At 66.6% G+C, this 17849-nt stretch carries 17 protein-coding genes; 11 read left to right on the forward strand and 6 right to left on the reverse strand.

Annotated features, from left to right (window positions below):
- The first annotated feature begins 99 nt into the window (after positions 1–99).
- The 5 genes from rplU to MJO54_RS08110 all read left to right on the forward strand — a co-directional run bounded on the left by rplU (position 100) and on the right by MJO54_RS08110 (position 4065).
- On the forward strand, positions 100–411 hold the full coding sequence (gene rplU / locus MJO54_RS08090; protein ID WP_046286653.1) for a 50S ribosomal protein L21: 312 nt from the start codon (positions 100–102) through the stop codon (positions 409–411).
- 17 nt (positions 412–428) lie between these two features.
- Positions 429–695: a 50S ribosomal protein L27 gene (rpmA, locus tag MJO54_RS08095; RefSeq protein ID WP_046286652.1), complete on the forward strand. Its 267-nt coding sequence runs from the start codon at positions 429–431 to the stop codon at positions 693–695.
- A gap of 103 nt (positions 696–798) precedes the next feature.
- Entirely contained in the window at positions 799–2244 is a 1446-nt protein-coding gene (obgE, locus tag MJO54_RS08100) for a GTPase ObgE (RefSeq protein ID WP_046286651.1), read from the forward strand.
- Positions 2241–3347: a glutamate 5-kinase gene (gene proB, locus MJO54_RS08105; protein WP_046286650.1), complete on the forward strand. Its 1107-nt coding sequence runs from the start codon at positions 2241–2243 to the stop codon at positions 3345–3347. Before obgE ends, proB begins: the two co-directional genes overlap by 4 nt.
- Before the next feature lie 13 nt (positions 3348–3360).
- The gene (locus MJO54_RS08110) at positions 3361–4065 is read left to right on the forward strand and encodes a PE-PPE domain-containing protein (RefSeq protein WP_046286655.1); all 705 of its coding nucleotides are present in this window, start codon (positions 3361–3363) and stop codon (positions 4063–4065) included.
- Here the strand turns inward: MJO54_RS08110 and MJO54_RS08115 are convergent.
- Positions 4059–4694: a TetR/AcrR family transcriptional regulator gene (locus MJO54_RS08115; protein WP_046286649.1), complete on the reverse strand. Its 636-nt coding sequence runs from the start codon at positions 4692–4694 to the stop codon at positions 4059–4061. The two genes, MJO54_RS08110 and MJO54_RS08115, sit on opposite strands and share 7 nt — an antisense overlap.
- Before the next feature lie 106 nt (positions 4695–4800).
- Here MJO54_RS08115 and MJO54_RS08120 point away from each other — a divergent pair, with 106 nt between their 5' ends.
- Positions 4801–6060 carry a cytochrome P450 gene (locus MJO54_RS08120; RefSeq protein WP_046286648.1) on the forward strand — a complete coding sequence of 420 codons (1260 nt, stop codon included), beginning with the start codon at positions 4801–4803 and terminating at the stop codon, positions 6058–6060.
- Between the two features lie 26 nt (positions 6061–6086).
- Here MJO54_RS08120 and MJO54_RS08125 read toward each other — a convergent pair whose 3' ends face one another.
- The 4 genes from MJO54_RS08125 to MJO54_RS08140 form a co-directional block, all read right to left on the reverse strand.
- Positions 6087–6671, reverse strand: a complete 585-nt coding sequence (locus MJO54_RS08125) for a hypothetical protein (RefSeq protein ID WP_046286647.1) — start codon at positions 6669–6671, stop codon at positions 6087–6089.
- A 111-nt stretch (positions 6672–6782) separates the two neighbouring features.
- Positions 6783–8045, reverse strand: coding sequence for an MFS transporter (locus MJO54_RS08130; protein WP_105295502.1), 1263 nt, complete (start codon positions 8043–8045; stop codon positions 6783–6785).
- A gap of 39 nt (positions 8046–8084) precedes the next feature.
- A complete protein-coding gene (locus MJO54_RS08135; RefSeq protein WP_046285116.1) occupies positions 8085–8936 on the reverse strand; it encodes an SIR2 family NAD-dependent protein deacylase in 852 nt (283 codons plus the stop codon).
- Positions 8937–8940: 4 nt separating this feature from the next.
- Positions 8941–9480, reverse strand: a complete 540-nt coding sequence (locus MJO54_RS08140; RefSeq protein WP_046285115.1) for a cysteine hydrolase family protein — start codon at positions 9478–9480, stop codon at positions 8941–8943.
- 56 nt (positions 9481–9536) lie between these two features.
- Between MJO54_RS08140 and MJO54_RS08145 the strand changes: the two genes are divergently transcribed.
- A complete protein-coding gene (locus tag MJO54_RS08145; protein WP_046285114.1) occupies positions 9537–11591 on the forward strand; it encodes an NAD(+) synthase in 2055 nt (684 codons plus the stop codon).
- A gap of 103 nt (positions 11592–11694) precedes the next feature.
- Positions 11695–12090 (forward strand): tautomerase family protein, encoded by a 396-nt coding sequence (locus tag MJO54_RS08150; RefSeq protein WP_046285113.1) that lies wholly within the window; start codon positions 11695–11697, stop codon positions 12088–12090.
- On the opposite strand, the gene MJO54_RS08155 is transcribed toward MJO54_RS08150, so the two are convergent.
- Positions 12074–12934 (reverse strand): ribokinase, encoded by an 861-nt coding sequence (locus tag MJO54_RS08155; RefSeq protein WP_046285120.1) that lies wholly within the window; start codon positions 12932–12934, stop codon positions 12074–12076. The two genes, MJO54_RS08150 and MJO54_RS08155, sit on opposite strands and share 17 nt — an antisense overlap.
- A 52-nt stretch (positions 12935–12986) precedes the next feature.
- Between MJO54_RS08155 and MJO54_RS08160 the strand changes: the two genes are divergently transcribed.
- Genes MJO54_RS08160 through MJO54_RS08170 form a run of 3 tightly spaced genes read left to right on the forward strand, consistent with a single transcriptional unit; the run spans position 12987 to position 17845 of the window.
- A complete protein-coding gene (locus MJO54_RS08160; protein ID WP_052741240.1) occupies positions 12987–15182 on the forward strand; it encodes an adenylate/guanylate cyclase domain-containing protein in 2196 nt (731 codons plus the stop codon).
- On the forward strand, positions 15179–16546 hold the full coding sequence (locus MJO54_RS08165; RefSeq protein ID WP_046285111.1) for a mechanosensitive ion channel family protein: 1368 nt from the start codon (positions 15179–15181) through the stop codon (positions 16544–16546). The genes MJO54_RS08160 and MJO54_RS08165 overlap by 4 nt, the downstream gene beginning before the upstream one ends.
- 45 nt (positions 16547–16591) lie before the next feature.
- Positions 16592–17845, forward strand: a complete 1254-nt coding sequence (locus tag MJO54_RS08170) for a glutamate-5-semialdehyde dehydrogenase (protein ID WP_046285110.1) — start codon at positions 16592–16594, stop codon at positions 17843–17845.
- Positions 17846–17849: the final 4 nt, after the last annotated feature.

A 17849-nucleotide genomic window follows, 5' to 3' on the forward strand; every position in this document is an offset into this window, starting at 1 on the left:
CGCCAGGCGGGAATAACCACAGCTCGGCGGACAGAACCCCAGACACCTGCGCAAGTCCCGATGGCGTGCGCGCCCGAGAAGCAGAGGTAGAAACCAACGATGGCGACGTACGCAATCGTCAAAACCGGCGGCAAGCAGTACAAGGTTGCCGTTGGTGACGTGCTCAAGGTTGAGAAGATCGAGTCCGAGCCGGGATCGTCGGTCTCGCTGCCGGTCGCGCTGGTCGTGGACGGTGCCACCGTCACCACCGACGCCGCCAAGCTGGCGAAGGTCGCGGTCACCGGAGAGGTCCTGGAGCACACCAAGGGCCCCAAGATCCGCATCCACAAGTTCAAGAACAAGACCGGCTACCACAAGCGGCAGGGTCACCGTCAGCAGCTGACCGTGCTCAAGGTCACCGGAATCAAGTAGCAGCAGGAGGCAGCGAGATGGCACACAAAAAGGGCGCTTCCAGCTCACGTAACGGGCGCGACTCAAACGCCCAGCGACTCGGCGTCAAGCGGTTCGGCGGCCAGGTCGTCAAGGCCGGCGAGATCCTGGTCCGCCAGCGCGGCACTCACTTCCACCCCGGCGTGAACGTCGGGCGCGGCGGCGACGACACCCTGTTCGCCACGGCACCCGGTGCGGTCGAATTCGGTGTGAAGCGCGGCCGCAAGTTGATCAACATCGTGCCTGTCGCCCGCGCGGAGAGCTAACCAACCGGCCCTGCGCAGCGAACGTGCACTGACTGCGAAAAAGAGCGACAAAACTCGCAGTGGTTACACGCTCGATGCGTGGGATTGGTGAGAGGAAAGCCCGATGTCCCGGTTCGTCGACCGCGTTGTCATCCATGTGCGCGCCGGCGACGGGGGCAACGGCTGCGCCTCGATTCACCGAGAGAAGTTCAAACCGCTCGGTGGTCCTGACGGTGGCAACGGCGGCCGCGGCGGCAGCGTCGTGCTGGTCGTCGATCCCCAAGTGCACACCCTGCTGGACTTCCACTTCCGGCCACACATCGTCGCGGCGTCCGGCAAGCAGGGCCAAGGCAGCAACAAGGACGGCGCCACAGGCGCGGACCTGGAGATCAAGGTGCCCGACGGCACCGTCGTCCTCGACGAACACGGGCGGCTGCTGGCCGACCTGGTGGGCGCGGGTGCCCGCTTCGAGGCGGCAGCCGGCGGACGCGGCGGTCTGGGCAATGCGGCGCTGGTGTCGCGTGCCCGCAAGGCGCCCGGCTTCGCACTGTTGGGGGAGAAGGGTGAAACCCGCGACCTCACCCTGGAACTCAAGACCGTCGCCGACGTCGGGCTGATCGGATTTCCGTCCGCGGGCAAATCCGCACTGGTATCAGTGATCTCGGCGGCCAAACCGAAGATCGCCGACTATCCGTTCACCACGTTGGCGCCCAACCTGGGCGTGGTCTCGGCCGGAGAGAACACCTTCACCGCAGCCGATGTGCCCGGCCTCATTCCCGGTGCCTCGACCGGTCGCGGGCTGGGCTTGGACTTTCTGCGGCACATCGAACGCTGCGCCGTGCTGGTGCACGTCGTCGACTGCGCGACCGCTGAGCCGGGCCGTGACCCGCTCTCTGACATCGAAGCGATCGAAGCCGAACTGGCTGCCTATACCCCGACCATGCAAGGGGATTCGACGCTCGGCGACCTGGTCGACCGGCCTCGGGCGGTGGTCCTCAACAAGATCGACGTGCCCGAGGCGCTGGAGATGGCGGAATTCGTCCGCGACGACATCGCGGCCGAGCGTGGTTGGCCGGTGTTCATGGTCTCGACGGTGAGCCGTGCCGGCTTGCGGCCGTTGACGTTTGCGTTGGCCGAGATGGTGTCGGCGTATCGGGCCGCACAACCGGAGCCGGTGGCGCGCCGCCCGGTGATCCGTCCTGTTCGCGCGGGGGAGACCGGGTTCACCGTGGAATCCGACGGCTACGGCGGTTTTCTTGTGCGGGGTACCCAACCCGAGCGCTGGGTGCACCAGACCAACTTCGACAACGATGAGGCGGTCGGCTACCTGGGTGACCGACTGGCCCGGCTCGGCGTCGAAGACGAACTGCTCAAGCGAGGCGCCACACCGGGCTGTGCGGTGACTATCGGGGAGATGACCTTCGACTGGGAGCCGACTACTCCGGCCGGGGTGGACATGACGCTGTCGGGCCGCGGCACGGACAGCAGGCTGGAGCGCACCGACCGAGTGGGTGCCGCCGAGCGCAAGGTGGCACGCAAGCAGCGCCGAGAGCATTCGGAGGACGAGTGACAGGCAGTGGCGCGCGCGAAGCGATTCGCACCGCGCGCACCGTCGTGGTCAAGATCGGCACCACCGCACTGACCACTGAGTCCGGCATGTTCGATGCGGCCCGGCTGGCCGGGCTGGCCGAGGCGATCGAGGCCCGAATGAAGGCCGGCTCGGACGTGACGATCGTGTCTTCGGGGGCTATCGCCGCCGGGCTGGAGCCGCTCGGATTGTCCAAGCGGCCCACCGACCTGGCCACCAAACAGGCCGCCGCCAGTGTGGGCCAGGTGGCGCTGGTCAACGCCTGGAGTGCCGCCTTCGGTCAGTTCGGCCGCACCGTCGGCCAAGTGCTGCTCACCGCGCAGGACGTCTCGATGCGGGTGTCGCACACCAACGCCGCCCGCACCCTGGACCGACTGCGCGCCCTGCACGCGGTGGCGATCGTCAACGAGAACGACACGGTGGCCACCAGCGAGATCCGGTTCGGCGACAACGACCGCCTTTCGGCGCTGGTGGCGCATCTGGTGGGCGCCGACGCGCTGGTGCTGCTCTCCGACATCGACGGCCTCTACGACTCCGATCCGCGCAAGGGCCCGGCCCGCCTGGTCCCCGAGGTGTCCGGACCGGATGACCTCGCCGACGTAGTTGCCAGCGAGGGCAGTCATCTGGGCACCGGCGGCATGGTGTCGAAGCTGTCGTCGGCACTGCTGGCCGCCGACGCGGGAGTGCCGGTGTTGTTGGCCGCCGCCAGTGCGGCAGCATCCGCCCTCTCCGACGCATCGGTGGGCACCGTCTTCGCGCCCCGGACGCAACGGTTGTCGGCGCGCAAATTCTGGGTCCGCCACGCCGCCGACGCCGCCGGGACGCTGACGCTGGACGCCGGTGCCGTCGAGGCGGTGCTGGCCCGCCGACGCTCCCTGCTGCCGGCCGGGATCACCGCGGTCTCGGGCAGGTTCTACGGCGGCGACGTCGTCGAACTGTGTGGCCCGGACGGGGCCGTGGTGGCCCGCGGAGTGGTCGGCTACGACGCCGCGGAGTTGGACGCCATGATCGGCCATTCCACCGCGGAGTTGGCACCGGATGCGCGTCGGCCGGTGGTGCACGCCGACGACCTGGTCGCGGTCTAGCGACTCGTTCCGCATGAGCACCGTATTCACCATCGACGGGGCGGGCTGGAGCGGATTTCTGCGGTTCATGTGCCGTGGCGCGGTCACCAAGGGCAAGACCGTCAAAAACGTCAAGTACCCCAACACCTACTTCGACGGACTGCGCTATGTCCCGGCGGTCAAAGCGGTGCAGCGGGGTGCGCAAGCACTCGACGACATGCTGACCGCCCACTTCAACGCCTCACCCGATGCCGACGACGTACTCGTCTACGCCGTGAGCATGGGGGCGCAGGTCGCTTGCAAATGGCTGCGCGAGCGGGGGCCGACCTCATCGGTCCCCACCGGCAAGGTGTCGTTTCTGCTATTGGCCAACCCCGAGCAGCCGTTCCACGGCATCTATCGGGCCGACCCGAAGCTGGTCACGTTCATGAAGCTGCCCTACTACGGCGGCGTCGGCATACCGGCGGACACCCGGTTCGCGGTGACGGACCTGTGTCGCCAATACGACGGCATGGCCGACTTTCCCAATCTGCCTGCGGCACACGTCGACTCGTTGGCCGTCAGAAACGCTCTGCTGGGACTGGTGACCGTGCACAACAACTATTTCCGGGTCAACCTTAAGAGCCCCGACAACATCTGGGTCAAGCGCGACAACCTCACCTACGTGTTCTGTCCCACCTGGCGTAAGAGGCGTCGGCGGATCGAGCGCAGCTATGACCGCTCGGCCTGGAGCTACTGATCGGTCGGCTTGAGATACAGAGCGCCCCACACGATTTCAGTCAGTGCAGTGGCGAGCTCGGAATCGTAGTCCGCGTCGCGGACCGGCAGGTTCTGCTGGCAGACCCGCTCCACCATCCAGGTGAGCGCGCTTGCGGTCGCGGCGACAGGTAAATCGCGACGAATGGAGCCGTCGGCCTGGCCGTCTTCGATGACCTGGGCCACTCGGCCGGAGATGCCGGTCAGCAAGTCCCTGTAGGTGGCGCCCACGAGTGGGTCGTAGCCGGCCATCTCGCTGAGTGCGATCAGCAGCGGTTGATGCCGCCGATAGTTGGCGATGATCGAGGCCATCGCGGCGCGGACATCGTCGGGATCGCGGCGCTGCGCCACGCCCCACCAACGCTCGGCCCCTGAGGCGAGATCGCCGAACACCTGGCCGGCCAGCCGGCGCAACAAATGACCCTTGTCCTCGAAGTAGATATAGAAGCTGGCGCGCGAGATGCCGGCCTCGGTGGCGAGTCGGTCCACGCTGAGCTCGGTGAAGCTCGCGCCGCCGCTCATCAGCCGCTCGGTGGCGTCGAGGAGGTGCCGTTCGATCTCCTCGCGCCGCTCCTGGCGGCTGTTGGGGGGCTTGCGGGTCACAGAAGCCACAGCGGTCAGCGTAACGGCATCCCCGACGTCTTGACTAGACACTTTGTCTAGACCTACTGTCAGCACGGGGCCCGGTGTGACCGGGGCCATACACCGAGGAGGTCTCGTGACTGCACCATCCGCCGCGCTGCGCAGCTACGACGCGGTCGACTTGTCCTCCCGTGCGTTCTGGTCTGCCACCGCTGCCGAGCGCGAGCGCTCGTTCGCGGTGCTGCGTGACGAGCGTCCGGTGAGCTGGCATCCGCCCGTGGAAGACGCCATGCTCAACGACGCGAACGATCCCGGCTATTGGGCAGTCACCCGCCACGCCGACATCGTCGAGGTGAGTCGCACCAACGAGGTGTTCCTGTCCGGCAAGGGCGTGCAGTTCGAGAACTTCCCCGAGGAGTTACTGGAGACCACGCAGTCGTTCTTGGCCATGGACCCGCCCCGGCACACCAAACTGCGCAAACTGGCCACCGCGGCGTTCACTCCCCGCCAGATCAGGCGCATCGAGGACTCGATCAAGGCCAGTGCCACGGCCATCGTCGACGAACTCAAGACCGCCGGCAGCGGGGCGGACTTCGTCGAGCATTGCGCCAAGGAACTGCCGCTGCGCACGCTGGCGGACATGGTCGGCGTGCCGGAATCCGAGCGCGCACAGGTGGCCCATGCCGCCGACGCGCTGGTATCGACCAACGACCCGGTATTCCTCGCCGGGCGCGACCCGCTGGCGGTGATGGGCGAAAACATCATGTACCTGCATCAGGTCGCCGGCGCGCTGGCCGCGCAACGTCGCGAGACTCCCGGCGACGACCTGTTCAGCAGCCTGGTGAATGCCGAGGTCGACGGTGACCGGCTCACCGACGCCGAGGTGTCCGCCTATTTCGTGCTGCTGTCGGTGGCCGGCAACGACACCACCCGCCAGACCACCAGCCATGCACTTAAGGCGCTCACCGAATTCCCCGAACAACGGGCCTGGCTGCTGGAGGATTTCGACCGGCGCATCGGGACAGCGGTGGAGGAGTTCATCCGCTACGCGACACCCGTGATGACCTTCCGTCGCACCGCCGCAGTCGATTACGAACTGGGCGGGCAGACCATTCGGGCCGGCGACAAGGTCGCCATGTTCTATGCCTCGGGCAACTGGGATGCGCAGGTGTTCGACCATCCCGATCGGCTGGACCTGAGCCGCGACCCCAATCCGCATCTGGGCTTCGGCGGCGGCGGGCAGCACTACTGCCTGGGGACCCATGTGGCGCGAGCCCAGCTACGCGCCCTCTTCGGTGAGTTGCTCCATCGACTTCCACGTATCGAGGCCGGTGATCCCGAGTACCTTGCGGGCAGCTTCATTCACGGGATCCGTGCCATGCCCTGCACGTTCTGACGGTGGCGCCCGGGCTGTTCCGGCCGCTACAGGCTCGGAGTGATGCTCGCGAGTTCTGCCAGCAGTTGTGCGAACCCGTCGCCGGATTCCGAGGCGGTCCCCCCGGCTTCGACGGCGGGGAATTCGAACAGGGTCAAAGACCCCAGGCCGTACACGCTGAGCACATCTTTCACGCCCGCCGAGTCAGAAAGGTAGGTGTTTGTGAACCCGTTGAGCACGGTGAATGCGTCAGCGAACCCGAGAACCGGATCGTCCAGAGAAACATTCGTGAACATCGGAGCCCCTACCATTCCCCCGACTGCGGGGACGATCGGCAGCAACAGCAGCGAATCGAGGACGGTTCCCACGTGGGGATAGGCCAGGCCGTCGACGGTGGAGGTGACCACGTACTGAGCACTGTCGTACAGGTACGGGACGTCGGAATATGAATATGTTTGGTCGAATGTGTACTCCGAGTCGGTCCCCGGGAGGAGGGCTGGGGACGGAAGTACCGTCGCGGTGTAGTACGGGAAATACTGGGACGTCGCGTCAAGGTACGGCCAGGCGTCGTCGATCGCGTCCGCGGAGGCGGCCGGGCTGGCGGCAAACGCGACCCCCAGCGCGACTCCCAAGCCGCCTCCGAGAAATCCTCTGATGCTTATCTGACGACGATGCATAATTTCCCCCTAGCCATTTAAAACAAGGCTAATTTTTAGGAAAATTACCTCTTATCAAAAATCCTGTCAAGCAGGCTCTTTCGCTTCGCGAAGGGGCGCCTGCAGGTCGGCCCCGAAGTGCCGGCCAGTGGCGTCCTTGCCGATCGCGGTCAGCACGATGACGGCGAGCAGTGTCGGCACCAGCGTGACGACCAGGGCGTATGGGTAGCCGTGCGCTGCCGCTAAGTGCTCCTGGATCGGCAGGTTGAACGCGGCGAAGAGATTGCCCAGCTGATAGGTCACGCCAGGATAGAAGCCGCGGATCGCATCCGGCGACATCTCGGTCAGGTGCGCCGGGATCACGCCCCAGGCCCCCTGCACGCAGACCTGGATCAGAAACGAGCCCAGGCACAGCATGCCCGCGGTGTGTGACAACGCGAACAGCGGCACGATCGGCAAACCCATCACCGCGGCCCAGATGATCGCGTAGCGCCGGCCCAACCGCTGTGACAGCGAACCGAAGATCAGCCCGCCGATGATCCCGCCGATGTTGTAGATCACCGCGATCCACTTGGCCGTGACGTGGGACAGACCTGCCCCGTCGGGCGAGGTCAGAAACGTCGGGTAGATGTCGTGGGTGCCGTGGCTCATCCAGTTGAACGCCGTCATCAGCAACACCAGGTAGCAGAACCGGCGGATCACCTTGGCATCGGTGAATACGTCGCGAATCCTCGTGCGGGTCAGTCGCATCCGATCGTGGGTGGCCTGCCATATCTCGGACTCCGTCACCCGATAGCGGATCAGCAGGCTGACCATGGCCGGCAGGATGGAAAGCCCGAACAGCCAGCGCCAGGACAACCCCAGTACGTCGTTCACCAGCAGCGAGGCCACCGTGGCGGCCAGGTAGCCGAACAGATAACCCTCCTGCAGCAACCCGGAGAAGAACCCGCGACGCTCGGGTGGGATCTTCTCCATGGCCAGCGCGGCGCCCAGCCCCCATTCGCCGCCCATCCCGATCCCGTAGAGCAGGCGCAGAATCACCAGCACGGTGAAGGTGGGCGCGAACGCGCACAAGAACCCCACCGTCGAGTAGAAAATCACGTTGACCATCAGCGGTATTCGCCTGCCGACCCGATCTGCCCACAGGCCGAACAGCAGCGCCCCGAGCGGACGCATCACCAGGGTGGCGGTGGTCAGAAACGCGACCTCGGTCTTGGTGTGGCCGAAGGTCTTGGCGATGTCGGCGTAGACGAACACCACGATGAAGTAGTCGAACGCATCCATCGACCAGCCCAATACGGCAGCGAGAAATGAATTGCGCTGGTCCGGGGTGAGCCGCTGCTTTGTCACCCGAGCATCGTGCCGGATTTCGCAGTGATTTACTGACGATTACCGCGACGAAATTTCGTAGGGCAGCTCCGAAGCCAGCAACGCCAGCGTCGGCGAACACCCGCCGTCGATCTTGACGTCGGCCAACTCATCGCCGCGGGTGGGGCCGCGGTTGACGATCGCGACCGGAATACCGCGCGCGGCGGCGTGGCGGACAAACCGGTAGCCGGAGAACACCGTCAGCGACGAACCTGCCACCAGCAACGCCTCCGCTTCGTCGACCACCGAATAAGCCTGAGCGACGCGTTCTTTGGGGACACTTTCGCCGAAGTAGACGATGTCGGGCTTGAGTATCCCGCCGCAGGCCCGGCAGTCGACGAAGCGGAATGACGCGGTATCGGTGACGACGGCGTCCGCGTCGGGCGCCACGGCGATACCGCCGAGCCTGCCCACCCGGTCGATGAAGCCGGGGTTGAGCTGCTCGAGCTGCTCGTCCAGCGACGCTCGGCTCAGCGAGTGCCCGCAGCTCAGGCAGACCACCGTCGCGTAGCTGCCGTGTAGATCTACGACGTGACGGCTGCCGGCTTTGGTGTGCAGCAGATCGACATTCTGGGTGATCACCCCGGTCACCACGCCCGCCGCTTCCAGCGCGGCCACTCCCAAGTGGCCGATGTTGGGCGCGGTGTCGGCCATGTGACGCCAGCCGATGTGGTTGCGGGCCCAATAGCGCTGTCGAAACACCGGGTCGCCGGTGAACTGGGCGATGGTCATCGGATTGCTCGGCGGGGAGTCCGGGCCGCGGTAGTCCGGAATGCCCGAATCGGTGGAGATGCCGGCGCCGCTCAGCACCGCGACTCGCCGGCCCGCCAGTAGCGTCAGCAGGTCGCAGACCGTCGGCTCGGTTCCGCCCACGCCGCTAGCGTAGGCACTTCGCGGCGGTCGACCTCTCAGCAGCCATGTTGCGGCACATCATCTCCAGTGCGGCGGCGCCCAGTTCGGCGTCGATGTGGGCGACGGCGTCGACCGGTATCACCACCGGAAGGTGCCGTACATAGGCGTCCAGGGCGGTGTAGAGGATGCATTGCTCGGTGACCTGGCCGGCCAGAATCAACCGTCGGGTGCCGAGCCGGCCCAGCAGGTACTCCAGCGGGGTGGAGTAGAAGGCGCTGTGGCGCACCTTGGTCATCAACCGGTCACCGGCTACCGGGGCGACGGGCCGAACCAACTCGGGTCTGCTGCCGTTCAGCGCCGACGCGGCGATCTGGGCGAATCCCGCGGTGAAGTCGCCGTAGTTGTCGTTGACGTAGATCAGGTCGACATCCTCGGCGGCCCGGCTGCGTTCCACCAGGTCGGCCAGTGGTTCGACGATCTGCGCGACGTTGTCGGCCAGCTGTTCGGCGTCGGCGTGACGGTAGGCGTTGAGCATGTCGACGACGACCACTGCGGTATCGGTCATGCCCTGGAGATACCCGAAAGCTGCACGTTGACACAGTCCAGGCGACAATGGGGGCAATGGAGCATTCTGGGGACTTCTACAACGCCTACCGGCATGGGTTCGCGCGGGTTGCCGCCTGCACGCATCACACCACGCTCGCCGACCCCGCTGCCAACGCAGAGTCGGTGCTACAGCTGGCGCGCGAATGCCACAACGACGGCGTCGCGCTGGCCGTATTTCCCGAACTCACCCTGTCGGGATACTCCATCGACGACATCGTGCAGCAGGACAGCCTGCTCAGCGCCGTCGAGGCGGCCCTGCTCGACGTGGTCGCGGCGTCGACGGAGCTGCTGCCGGTCTTGGTGGTGGGGGCGCCGCTGCGCTATGCGCACCGCGTCTACAACACCGCGGTCGTCATCCACCGCGGGCGCATCCTCGGCGTCGCGCCGAAGTCCTATCTGCCCACCTACCGGGAGTTCTACGAAGGCCGCCAGCTGGCCGCCGGCGCCGACGAACGTGGACTCATTCGGCTGGGTGGGGTAGAGATCCCGTTCGGGCCGGACCTGCTGTTCGCCGCGACCGACCTACCCGGATTCGTGCTGCACGCCGAGGTGTGCGAGGACATGTTCGTGCCGGTGCCGCCCAGCGCCCAGGCCGCCCTGGCCGGCGCGACGGTATTGGCCAATTTGTCCGGCAGCCCGATCACCGTCGGGCGCGCCGAAGACCGCTGCCTGCTGGCCCGGTCGGCCTCGGCGCGATGCCTGGCCGCATACGTCTACGCCGCCGCGGGCGAGGGGGAGTCGACCACCGACCTCGCCTGGGACGGCCAGACCATGATCTGGGAGAACGGCACGCTGCTCGGCGAAAGCGAACGGTTCCCCAGCGGCCCGCGCCGATCGGTTGCCGACGTCGACCTTGGGCTGCTGCGCTCGGAGCGGCTGCGCATGGGCACATTCGACGACAACCGCCGCCACCACCGGGATGCGGTGCAGGCGTTTCGGCGGGTGGAGTTCGTTCTGGACCCGCCGGCCGGGGACATCGGCCTGCGGCGGGTGGTCGAACGATTCCCGTTCGTGCCGTCGAATCCGCAACGACTGCAACAGGACTGCTACGAGGCCTACAACATTCAGGTGTCTGGCCTGGAGCAGCGGCTGCGCGCCTTGAACTGTCCCAAGGTGGTCATCGGGGTGTCGGGCGGGCTGGATTCGACCCACGCCCTGATCGTCGCGGCTCGGGCAATGGACCGGGAAAACCGGCCGCGCAGTGACATTCTCGCGTTCACCATGCCCGGCTTCGCTACCGGTGAGCGCACCAAGGCCAACGCCGCCGCGCTGAGCAAGGCGCTGGGAGTGACGTTCGCGGAGATCGACATCCGAGAGACCGCGAAGCTGATGCTGTCCGAGCTCGGGCACCCGTTCGCCCGCGGTGAAGCCGTCTACGACGTCACGTTCGAGAACGTCCAGGCCGGGCTGCGCACCGACTATCTGTTCCGAATCGCCAACCAGAACGGCGGCATCGTGCTGGGCACCGGCGATCTGTCCGAGCTGGCGCTGGGCTGGTCCACCTACGGGGTGGGCGATCAGATGTCGCACTACAACGTCAACGGTGGTGTGCCCAAAACCCTGATCCAGCATCTGATCCGGTGGGTGATCAACTCCGGGGAGTTCGACACCGACGTGTGCGCGGTACTGGCCTCGGTGCTCAACACCGAGATCAGCCCGGAATTGGTGCCGGCGGCTGACGGCGAGGAGATTCAGCGCAGCGAGGACAAGGTGGGCCCGTACCCGCTGCAGGACTTCGCGCTGTTTCAGGCGCTGCGGTGCGGATTCGCGCCCGCCAAGACTGCGTTCTTGGCCTGGCATGCCTGGCATGACGTGGAAGCGGGTTCCTGGCCGCCCGGATATCCGGCGGACAAGCGGCAGGCCTATTCATTGGCGGATATTCGGCATTGGCTGAAAGTCTTTGTGCAGCGGTTCTATTCGTTCAGTCAATTCAAGCGCTCAGCGCTGCCGAACGGGCCGAAGGTGTCCCACGGCGGTTCGCTGTCGCCCCGCGGAGAATGGCGGGCCCCCTCGGACATGTCGGCGCGGATCTGGCTCGACGAGATCGAACGGGAGATTCCGCAGGGGTAGGGAGGGCGTCGAGGGCAGTCTCAGTAGCGTGCGGGTCAAGAACCTCGGCACCATCCGGCGGGTGCGGGCCACACGGGACCGATCGTCTGGCAGGGTGTGAATCATGCCCACCGTCCTGATCGAGGTCCGTCGCCACTACGAGCCGGCCGAGGAAGTCGCGATCATCGATGCCGTCCATGGCGCGCTCGTGACCGCTTTCCAGATCCCGGCCAAGGACAAGAACGTGCGGCTGGTGGTGCACGAGCCGCACCGTTTTGCGGTTCCGGCGCAGCTCGAGAAGCCCGAATGCCGCACCCTGATCTCGATCGACTGCTTCTCCGGCCGGTCGCTGGAGGCCAAGCGCCTGCTTTATGCCGGGATCGTCGAAAATCTTGCCGCGCTGGGTATTCCCGCCGACCACGTGATGATCACCCTGCATGAGGTGGATCGGGAGAACTGGGGCATCCGGGGCGGGCAGGCCGCATCCGACGTCGACCTCGGATTCAACGTCGGAGTCTGAACGCATCCAGCGCTGCGGTGATCGCCTCGGCGCTCGGGGCGCAGTCCCCGGCACCGGCCGTCAGCGTGGCCAACGCCCCCGCCACGCAGGCGCGTTGCACTGCGCGTTCGACGCCGCCGGCCCATTCGGTCGCCAGCACACCGGCGAAGACGTCACCCGCGCCCGTGCTGTCCAGGGCCTGCACCACCGGAGCAGGCACGGTGCGGATGCCGCCGGGGCCGCAGTAGCGGGCGCCACGCGCGCCGAGGGTGACCACCCGGTGCGCCACTTGGTGGTGGAACCGCTCGGATTCGGATTCGTTGACCACCGCGACCTCAACGCGCTCGATGAGTCGCGCCACGTCGGTGGCCGGCGGGGACACGTTGAGTATCACGGTCGCCGCGCCCGCGTGGGCCACCTCGGCGGCCTCGGTGGCCACCGGGATCGGAATCTCCAGCTGCATCAGCAGCACGTCGCAGCCCGCGATCAGGTCCCGCTGGCCGGAATCCAGCGTGAGGGTGCCATTGGCGCCGGGGGCCACCACGATGGTGTTCTGCCCGGACGGGTCCACGGTGATGGCCGCCGAACCGCTGGGGCCGGGCGTCGTCGTCAGGCCGTCGGTTCCGACGCCGTTGCTCTGCAGGTGCCGGCGCAGCAGCAGCCCGGCGTCGTCGTCGCCGACCGCGCCCACGAACTGCACCTGCGCCCCCGCCCGTGCCGCGGCCACCGCCTGGTTGGCGCCCTTCCCGCCGGGGTGGGTGCTTCGCGCCGTGGCCAGCACTGTCTCGCCCGGAGCCGGAAGTGCGGCGACGGTAAAAACGGTATCGAGGTTCACGCTGCCCACCACGCACACCCGCGTCGCCATGCAGTCCAGCTTTGCATTCACGACCGCGGAATGTCGTGCATCCCCTAGGGTGATGAACCATCCGGTAATCGGGGAAGGGGGCGGCCGGGTGGACTCGGCAGCGTCGACAGTGGCCACGGCGCGCGGTGAGCGCCGGCACTGGCGGTTGCTGTCTCGGCTCAGCATTCAGACCAAGCTGATGTTCATCCTGCTGATCACCAGCGTCGCCTCGGTTGCAGTGGTCGGGTTCGTCGAGTTCCAGTATGGCGCACAGGAATTGCAGCGTGCGGCCACCAGCAAGTTGGTGCAGGCCCGGGAGGCGCAGCGCCGTGCGGTCACCGGCTTGTTCGCCGAGATGACCAACTCCCTGGTCGTTTTCAGCGGGGGAGTGACCGCAGCTAGCGCACTCAAGTCATTTACTGCTGGATTCGACGAGCTCGCGAATGCTGCAATCACGCCCGACCAGCAGGGGGCGATAGAGGCTTATTACCAGGACCACTTCACCAAGGCGCTGGGTAACCGGACCGGCGAGCAGCCGGACATCGCCGCGTTGCTGCCCACGGCGAACGCGCAGCGTTACCTGCAGGCCCGGTACACCGCAGGCTTTGTCGCGGAGCCGAAAAAGTCCGACGACTCCGGTGAAGGCAGTACTTGGTCGGCGGCAAATGCCCAGTTCAACAACGTCTTCGCGGAGATCGTTCAGCTCAACGAGTACCTGGATGCGTTGCTGTTGGACACCCGAGGCAACGTGGTCTATTCGGTCAACAAGGGCGTGGACCTGGGGACCAACGTGCTCACCGGTCCCTACCGCGAATCCGGTCTGCGTGACGCCTACCGCAAGGCGTTGGCGGCCAACGCGGTCAATTTTGTGTGGATCACCGATTACCAGCCCTACCAACCCAACTTGGACACACCCACCGCCTGGCTGGTATCTCCGGTCGGCACCAAGGGCACGGTCGAGGGCGTGTTGGCCTTGCCGCTGCCCAGTGCGAAAGTCAATCGGATCATGACCGCCGACCGTGAGTGGGAGGCCTCAGGGCTGGGCCACACTACCGAGACCTATCTGGCCGGTCCGGACCACCTGATGCGCTCCGATTCGCGACTGTTCCTGGAAGATCCGGAGCGGTATCGCCGAGAGGCGGTGGCGGCGGGGACCTCGGAGGCGACGGTGGAACGCGCGCTGCGGCTGGGAACCACCACCTTGGTGCAGCCGGTCGGCGGGCCGGGACTGGAGGCCGCGCAGCGTGGCCAGACCGGCACGCTGACCAACGGGTATGCCTATCTGGGCAACCGTGAGCTGACTGCGTACGCGCCGCTGACCGTGCCCAACTCGGACCTGCAGTGGTCGATCCTGGCGACCCGGGATTATTCCGATGCCTACGCCGCGGTCACGTCCTTCAGCAAGCGGGTGGTGCTGGCCACCACCGGTGTCATCTTCGCCATCTGCGTGCTGGCCATGCTGCTTGCGCGACTGTTCCTGCAGCCGATCCGCCGGCTGCAGGTCGCGGCCCAGCGGATCAGCGCCGGCGACTACAGCGCCGCGGTTCCGGCCCGGACGGATGACGAGATCGGCGATCTGACCAAGGCGTTCAACGACATGAGCTACAGCCTCCGCACGAAGGAGGAGCTGCTCGATCAGCAGCGCAAACAGAACGATGAGCTCCTGCTGTCGCTGATGCCGGAGTCGGTGGTACGGCGTTATCGCGGCGGCGAGCAGGCCATCGCAGAAGAGCATCACAACGTCAGCGTTGTCTACGCCGAACTGCATGGGATCGACCAGCTATCCACCGAGCTCTCCGCGAGCGAATTGGTGACGACCGTCGACGATCTGGTCAGGCAGTTCGACGCGGCGGCCGAAGCCGTTGGGGTCGAACGAATTCGCACCATGTACAACGGCTATCTCGCAGGTTGCGGCTTGACCACCCCGAGGCTGGATGGGGTGCACCGCATCGTCGAGTTCGCGTGCGAGATGCAGCGCATCGTTGATCGGTTCGACGTCAAAACCGGCTATCGGCTGAGCTTGTGGGCCGGCGTCAACACCGGCGAAGTCGTCAGTGGCCTGGTCGGCCGGTCCGGGGTCACGTACGACCTGTGGGGCTCTGCTGTCAACCTGGCCTATCAGTTGCGCAGGGTCACGCCGGAATCCGGCATCTACGTCACCGCCAGAGTGCGCGACATGCTGGACGGCACCGCGGAGTTCGCACTGGCCGGCACCCTCACGACCGGCGACGCCGAGGAGCAGGCCTGGCGATTGACCGATGCGCCGTGAACATTTTCGGTGCGTGGCTGTACTGGGCGCTCGGTGTCGCGATCGGCCTCCCGGTGGGCCTGGTACTGCTCACCGAAGGGCATGTGGCGCTGGCGCGCAGAGGCAGCCACCTCGCCCGACCGGTAGCTCTGGCGCGCAATTACCTGTTGCCGCTGGGCGCATTGATGGTGTTACTGGCGCAGGTCGCCGGCGTACCGGGACACGATCCGACGCTGCGGATCATCTACACCGCGTTCGGCTTCGTGGTGCTGGTGGTGCTGCTGTCCGGGCTGAATGTCACCTTTTTCCAGAGCGCTCCAAAAGGCTCCTGGCGCAGCCGGATACCGACCATCTTCGTCGACGTCGCACGATTCCTGCTGATCGGTGTGGGCCTGGCGCTGATCCTGTCCCACGTCTGGGGGGCCAGGATCGGCGGCCTGTTCACCGCGCTGGGTGTCACGTCGGTGGTCATCGGCTTGATGTTGCAGAATTCGGTGGGCCAGATCGTTTCCGGTCTGTTCATGCTGTTCGAGCAGCCATTCCGGATCGGTGACTGGCTTTCCACCCCCACCGCGCGCGGCCGGGTCGTCGAAGTGAACTGGCGAGCGGTGCACATCAGCACCGCCGACGGGCTGCAGGTCACGCCGAACTCGGTCCTAGCCGGAACCTCGTTCACCAACGTCAGTCGATCCGGCGGTGCCCACCGGGTATCGATCACGACCACCTTCGCCGTCGCGGATCCCCCAGACCAGGTGTGCGCGTTGTTGTCGCGGGTTGCGACCGCCCTGCCGATGCGCACCACCGGCGAGGCGCCGGATTCGGCGGCGCTCGGTGGTGGCCAGTACCGCACCACGGTTGCGTTGGGCTCGCCGGCCGACGATGGTGCGGCGCAGACCACCTTCCTGCGGTGGCTTTGGTACGCCGCCCGACGGGCAGGACTACACCTTGACGAAGCCGAGGACGTGTTCTCGACACCGGAGCGAGTGGCCGAGGCGCTGCGGTCAGTAGTGGCGCCCGCGCTTCGGTTGACCGAGGACGACCAGCGCGCTCTGGAGCCGTACGCCACGGTGGTCCGTTTCGGCAGGGACGAGGCCCTGCAACGGGCCGGCCAGGTGCCGACCGCGATGACATTTCTGACCGAGGGCAGCGTCCGGCTCACCAGTGCGGATCCGGCCTGGCCGGACGCCACGCTGCGGCACGGTGCGTTCCTCGGCGTCACCACGTTGACCCGGCAGCCCAGCCTGTTCGACGCGCACGCCGCGGAGGAAGTGACCGCGGTAGTGATCGACCGGGAGAACATCGAAGAACTGGTGATGACCAAGCCGTTGTTGCTGCAGGAACTGGGCCGCATCATCGATCAGCGGCGTCCGGCGGCATCTGCATAGCGGGGCCGTTTTACCTGATCGGGCGTTCGCCGATACTCTGGCACGATGAGCGTCCCCGTGCTTCCCGACCTGCGCCAAGAGGTCCACGACGCCGCCCGCCGCGCGAGGGTCGCCTCGCGTTCCCTGACGGCGCTGTCCACCGCGGCCAAGAACAGTGCGCTGAATGCCGCAGCCGATGCGCTGCTGGCCCACGCCGACGACATCTTGGCCGCTAATGACCGTGATGTTGCCGCTGCCCGTGACGCCGGCACGCCCGAGGCCATCTTGGACCGGCTGGCGCTGACCAAGTCTCGGGTTGACGGCATCGCCGCCGGACTGCGTCAGGTCGCCGGGCTGCCCGACCCGGTCGGTGAGGTACTGCGCGGCTACACCCTGCCCAACGGACTGCTGCTGCGTCAGCAGCGCGTCCCGCTGGGCGTGGTGGGCATGGTCTACGAGGGCCGGCCCAACGTCACCGTCGACGCATTCGGGCTGACGCTGAAGTCCGGCAACGCCGCGCTGCTGCGCGGCAGTTCGTCGGCGGCGCACTCCAACCAGGCCCTGGTCGACGTGCTGCGCGGCGCTCTGGAGGCTGAAGACCTGCCCGCCGACGCGGTGCAGCTGCTGTCGTCGGCCGATCGCGCCACCGTCACCCACTTGATCCAGGCCCGCGGACTCGTCGACGTGGTGATCCCGCGCGGCGGGGCCGGGCTGATCGAAGCCGTGGTGCGCGACGCGTTGGTGCCCACCATCGAGACCGGTGTCGGCAACTGCCACGTCTACGTCCATGAGGCCGCCGACCTCGACATCGCCGAGCAGGTGCTGTTGAACTCCAAGACCCGTCGGCCCAGTGTCTGCAATGCCGCTGAGACCCTGCTGATCGACAAGGCGATCGCCGCATCCGCAGTGCCTCGGCTGGTGGACGCGTTGACCGCGGCCGGAGTAGCGGTGCACGGTGACGCCGAGGACGCCGCTGCCGAGGACCACCTGCGTCGCGAATACCTGGCGATGGACATCGCGCTGTCGGTGGTCGACGGGCTCGAAGACGCGATCGACCACATCAACGAATACGGCACCGGCCACACCGAGGCCATCGTCACCACCAACATGGCGGCCGCCCAGCGATTCAGCGAGCAGGTCGACGCCGCGGCGGTGATGGTCAACGCTTCCACGGCGTTCACCGACGGCGAGCAGTTCGGCTTTGGTGCCGAGATCGGCATCTCCACCCAGAAACTGCACGCCCGGGGGCCGATGGGGCTGCCGGAGCTGACGTCGACCAAATGGATCGTGTGGGGTGACGGCCACACCCGTCCCGTCTAAGGAG

It is taken from the genome of Mycolicibacter virginiensis (genome assembly GCF_022374935.2).
Taxonomy (GTDB): domain Bacteria; phylum Actinomycetota; class Actinomycetes; order Mycobacteriales; family Mycobacteriaceae; genus Mycobacterium; species Mycobacterium virginiense.